This is a genomic window from Eudoraea sp., assembly GCF_049665975.1.
Taxonomy (GTDB): domain Bacteria; phylum Bacteroidota; class Bacteroidia; order Flavobacteriales; family Flavobacteriaceae; genus Eudoraea.
This window is the reverse complement of sequence record NZ_JBATGR010000111.1, coordinates 1-4590: the sequence shown is the minus strand read 5'-3', so window position 1 is coordinate 4590 and position 4590 is coordinate 1. Positions and strand designations below refer to the sequence as shown.

The 4590-nt window shown below is 38.0% G+C and carries 5 protein-coding genes; 3 read left to right on the top strand and 2 right to left on the bottom strand.

Annotated features, from left to right (window positions below; translation table 11 throughout):
* Both WBN20_RS04495 and WBN20_RS04490 read left to right on the top strand, forming a co-directional pair.
* Positions 1–652: SRPBCC family protein (locus WBN20_RS04495; protein ID WP_424280854.1), on the top strand; the 652-nt coding region annotated here is incomplete at its 5' end.
* Between the two features lie 94 nt (positions 653–746).
* A complete protein-coding gene (locus tag WBN20_RS04490; RefSeq protein ID WP_424273923.1) occupies positions 747–1925 on the top strand; it encodes an acyl-CoA dehydrogenase family protein in 1179 nt (392 codons plus the stop codon).
* Positions 1926–1934: 9 nt separating this feature from the next.
* Here the strand turns inward: WBN20_RS04490 and WBN20_RS04485 are convergent, their stop codons facing one another.
* Positions 1935–2987, bottom strand: a complete 1053-nt coding sequence (locus WBN20_RS04485; protein ID WP_424280853.1) for a phosphotransferase enzyme family protein — start codon at positions 2985–2987, stop codon at positions 1935–1937.
* An 11-nt stretch (positions 2988–2998) separates the two neighbouring features.
* Positions 2999–3895: a sugar phosphate nucleotidyltransferase gene (locus tag WBN20_RS04480; RefSeq protein WP_424280852.1), complete on the bottom strand. Its 897-nt coding sequence runs from the start codon at positions 3893–3895 to the stop codon at positions 2999–3001.
* Between the two features lie 141 nt (positions 3896–4036).
* On the opposite strand from WBN20_RS04480, the gene WBN20_RS04475 reads away from it, so the two are divergent.
* The coding region (locus tag WBN20_RS04475) for a radical SAM protein (protein ID WP_424280851.1) at positions 4037–4590 on the top strand (554 nt) is incomplete at its 3' end.

Below are 4590 nucleotides of genomic sequence, written 5' to 3'. Positions count from 1 at the left end.
CCCTTTTTTATTTGTAGGACTCAACCCTGCATTTGAACTACAAAAAGTACTGGATGCCATGAATGAAAGAGTGGGATTTTTACCATTACAGGAGTTCGTCCTGGATGAAAAGCGAGGCAAAGACTATTTTATTGATGCAAATTGGGCGCTTTACTGTGATAATTATTTGGAAGGATTTCATATCCCTTTTGTCCATGAGGGCCTAAATGCAGTTTTAGATTACGGTAACTATGATACACTTCTGTATGACCATATGAATTTACAGATAGGCTACGCCGAAGGTACCGAGGAGGTCTTTGATCTTCCTGAAAATCATCCGGATTATGGAAAGAAAATAGCAGCATATTATTATTGGGTGTTTCCGAATATGATGTTCAATTTTTATCCCTGGGGTGTTTCCGTAAATTTAGTCCAACCTCTTGAAATGAACAAAACCAAAGTTTCCTTTTACAGTTATGTTTACGACACTTCCAAATTGGATAAAGGGGCTGGTTCGCAATTAGATAAGGTAGAAATAGAAGATGAAGCTGTGGTTGAAGGAGTTCAAAAGGGTATACGCTCCCACTTTTATAAGGCAGGAAGATTTTCACCATCACGGGAAAAAGGAGTGCATCATTTTCACCGGCTTTTGGCTGAATTTATTAATTCATAAATCTTAATTTCAAAGCTATTTTCTGTTATAAAATGTCCTTTCTCTTCATTGGTTTGTTATATTCCTTTAACTACCTTTGACAAAAATTTTACAGATGAGGCCAGACTTATTTGAAGCACCAGACTACTTTAACCTTGATGAGCTTTTAAGTGAAGAACACAAATTAGTGCGCGATGCGGCCCGTCAATGGGTAAAGCGCGATGTCACTCCAATAATAGAGGAATTTGCACAAAAAGCGGAATTTCCTAAGCAAATTATAGGCGGACTTGCAGAAATTGGGGCCTTTGGGCCTTATATTCCTGTGGAGTATGGCGGAGCCGGCCTGGACCAAATCAGTTACGGACTTATTATGCAAGAAATTGAACGTGGAGACAGTGGGGTTCGTTCTACCGCTTCTGTTCAATCTTCATTGGTAATGTATCCAATATTTGCATATGGAACCGAAGAACAAAGAAAAAAATACTTACCTAAACTGGCTACTGGAGAATATATGGGTTGTTTTGGTCTTACTGAACCAGATCATGGATCTAACCCCAGTGGTATGGTAACCAATTTTAAGGATAAAGGAGATCATTATTTATTAAACGGAGCCAAGCTTTGGATCTCAAATTCCCCATTTGCAGATATTGCTGTTGTTTGGGCTAAAGATGAAAACGGTAGAATTCACGGATTAATTGTGGAAAGGGGAATGGAAGGATTTTCAACTCCGGAAACTCATAATAAATGGTCCCTGAGGGCTTCTGCAACCGGTGAATTAATATTTGATAATGTTAGAGTTCCTAAAGAAAACCTGTTGCCTGGCAAAAATGGGTTGGGAGCTCCTTTAGGTTGTCTGGACTCTGCACGATACGGCATTGCGTGGGGTGCTATTGGAGCCGCTATGGATTGTTATGATACGGCACTTCGCTATGCCAAGGAACGAATCCAATTTGGAAAACCCATCGCAGCAACTCAATTGCAGCAAAAGAAATTAGCGGAGATGATTACCGAAATAACCAAGGCTCAACTCTTGGCATTCCGCTTGGGACAATTAAAAAATGAAGGGAGAGCTACTACTGCACAAATTTCTATGGCTAAGCGGAACAATGTTGAAATGGCTATAAAAATTGCACGGGAAGCGAGGCAGGTTCTCGGGGGCATGGGAATAACAGGAGAATATAGTATCATGCGTCATATGATGAACCTGGAAAGTGTAATCACCTATGAAGGCACGCACGATATTCATTTACTAATTACAGGTGCGGATATAACAGGTCATAACGCTTTTAAGTAACTCTTTGATTTAAAATTTCTTAATTATTACTTCCTGCATGTAATCCATATGTTCAGCAGCTTTTTTAGTAAAGGCAAACAGGCTAAGACACCTATCAAGATTCTGGGTTTCATATGTCACTTTATAATAGACATTTCCCTTTAAATAATCTGTTAATGCCCTGATGCCATGTATAAAAGGCATTAATTTTACGCCAAATGGCAAATGCTGAATTTCTGCTTTAGTCAGGAAATCTGAGTTCTTGCTCAGGCCATCAATAAAAGCCTCAAAGAGCTCTTTGTTAAATGTTATTTTACTAAGATCTTTTTCGTCTTCGCTCTCGGTATTGACTATAGTACGCACGGCATCCCCAAAATCATAATGAAAATATCCTAACATTACAGTATCAAGATCTATAAGGCATAGCGCTCGATTATCCTCTTTATCAAAAAGAATATTATTTAGTTTAGTATCATTATGACAAATTCTAAGGGGTAAGTTCCCGGGGTCATAGAAACGTAGTTCCTCAAGGGTCATTTTTGCAAAAAGAATAGCCTCTTCAGCTTCTTTTAATTTGTCTGGTGTGGCACTTCCTAAAGCTTCTTCAAACTGTTTGGCTCGAAATGTAAGATCGTGAAATCCGGATATGGTGTCCTTGAAGATATCGAGAGGAGCCTCTTGTAGCAGGGAGTGGAATTTGCCAATAATTTTGCCTGCTTCTAAGGCGATGACCCCATCCTGCGCAGTATTAAAGGCAACACTATCAGGAACCATTGTAAACATGCGCCAGCAGTCACTTTTGTTAATTTTCAAATAAGGCTTGTCATCAATGGTCCTAATCAGGGATATTTGGTGGTAGTTTTTATCATTTAAATATGGAAGTGCACAATGGATATTCTGCATTAATACGTCAATATTGCTAAAGACCTGTGCATTAAGTCTTTGCAAAATATAACAAGGAAAACCATCGAACAGGAGAGCATATGTGTCGTTGATATACCCTTGACTTATTTGCTGTATTATATAGTCCTTCCTCTCAATGGAAAAATATTGCAAAACAGCGTTGGGGTCATTGCTATCCACTGATATACGGTCTACGGAGATTCAACAGGCCATAGTGGCGTTCTGTATTCTCCACTATCTGTCATGTCTTTCAATTCCTTCATAGCTTTTTCTTTATCATCGGCATAAGTTATTCCAAACCATTTACTATCTGAAGGAATTACCGAAACGCTTACTTCACTTTGTTCTAACATTTTCTGAATAACAAAAGGTATATATACTTCGCCTTCGGCAATGTTTTCCTCATTCCCCAGAAATATTCGCAGATCATGTTCAATATGATCGAAAATAGAGGGGTTACAAACCCAAAAGTTCATACTAACCAATTCATCACCACTAAAATGCAGTCCTGAATCTGTATCAGTGAGTCCTCCGTTCTCTTTTTGAATTTTTGTGCGTTCCACCACCGAATGCAGTTTATTTCCATCCCTTTTGCAAACTCCTCTGGAAACGGATCCATATTCTGAAAGGGTATCTTCAAGCGTATATGCTACCAAGCCATATGCATCTTTATTCTCTCTGGTTTTGATGAAATGGGATGCATTTTTATATGCCCCTTTTCCATAGTAGTCGTCTGCATTTATAATTGCAAAGGGATTTTTAATGACATGTCTGGCAGTCCAAACAGCATGCGCAGTACCCCAGGGTTTACTTCTTTCTCCAATAAATCCAGTTCCTTCGGGAAGATCTGTAAGCTCCTGAGAAAGAACATCGATCTTAATATGCTCAGGTAATTTTGGAGATAAGTAATTCTTTAAAAAATCAACATTATCCTTTTGAGTAATTACAACTATATGATTAAAACCATTTTCTAAAGCGTCGTATATACTGAATTCCATGAGAAATTCATCTTTGGGCCCCAAACCGTCAAATTGCTTAAGTTTTCCGTATCGGCTGCCTCTTCCGGCTGCCATTAGTAAAAGAGTCATAGTTCTGCTATTATGGCCGCAAAAATAAGTTTTTATACGGGAAATAGTAAATTCAATTAAGATTTAAGCAAAAACTAAACCTGATTTATGTCATATTATATTGAACATAATTCGAATAAATTTGTTAAAACACTTTTTTAAATGTGCAACTTAGTACGCAAATATAATATCCCCGGTCCGCGTTATACCAGTTATCCCACAGTACCCTATTGGAATATGGATACATTTTCCGGTAAGGCGTGGAAAGCTACTATAAAGAAAAGTTTTAAGGAAAGCAATGCCACCGAAGGTATTAGTCTTTATATTCATTTGCCATTTTGTGAACAAATGTGTACGTTTTGCGGTTGTCATAAGCGCATCACAAAAAGGCATGAAGTAGAAAAACCATATATAAATACCTTATTAAGGGAATGGAGTTTGTATTGCGAACTTTTTGATGCCAAACCCAAAATTAAGGAATTACATTTGGGAGGAGGTACCCCGACATTCTTTTCTCCTGAACACCTTAAAACATTAATTAACGGAATATTTAGGTTTGCGGAAAGAGCTGATAACTATGAATTTAGTTTTGAAGGGCACCCCAATAACACAACCAAGACTCATTTACAGGTACTATATGATCTAGGGTTTAGAAGAGTGAGTTATGGCGTGCAGGATTATAACCATACAGTACAAAAAGCAATTCACCGTATTCA

Excerpts from the sequence above, each read along its gene's own strand:
- WBN20_RS04480 (WP_424280852.1), bottom strand. The coding sequence starts at position 3,895 with ATGACTCTTTTACTAATGGCAGCCGGAAGAGGCAGCCGATACGGAAAA.
- WBN20_RS04490 (WP_424273923.1), top strand. The coding sequence starts at position 747 with ATGAGGCCAGACTTATTTGAAGCACCAGACTACTTTAACCTTGATGAG.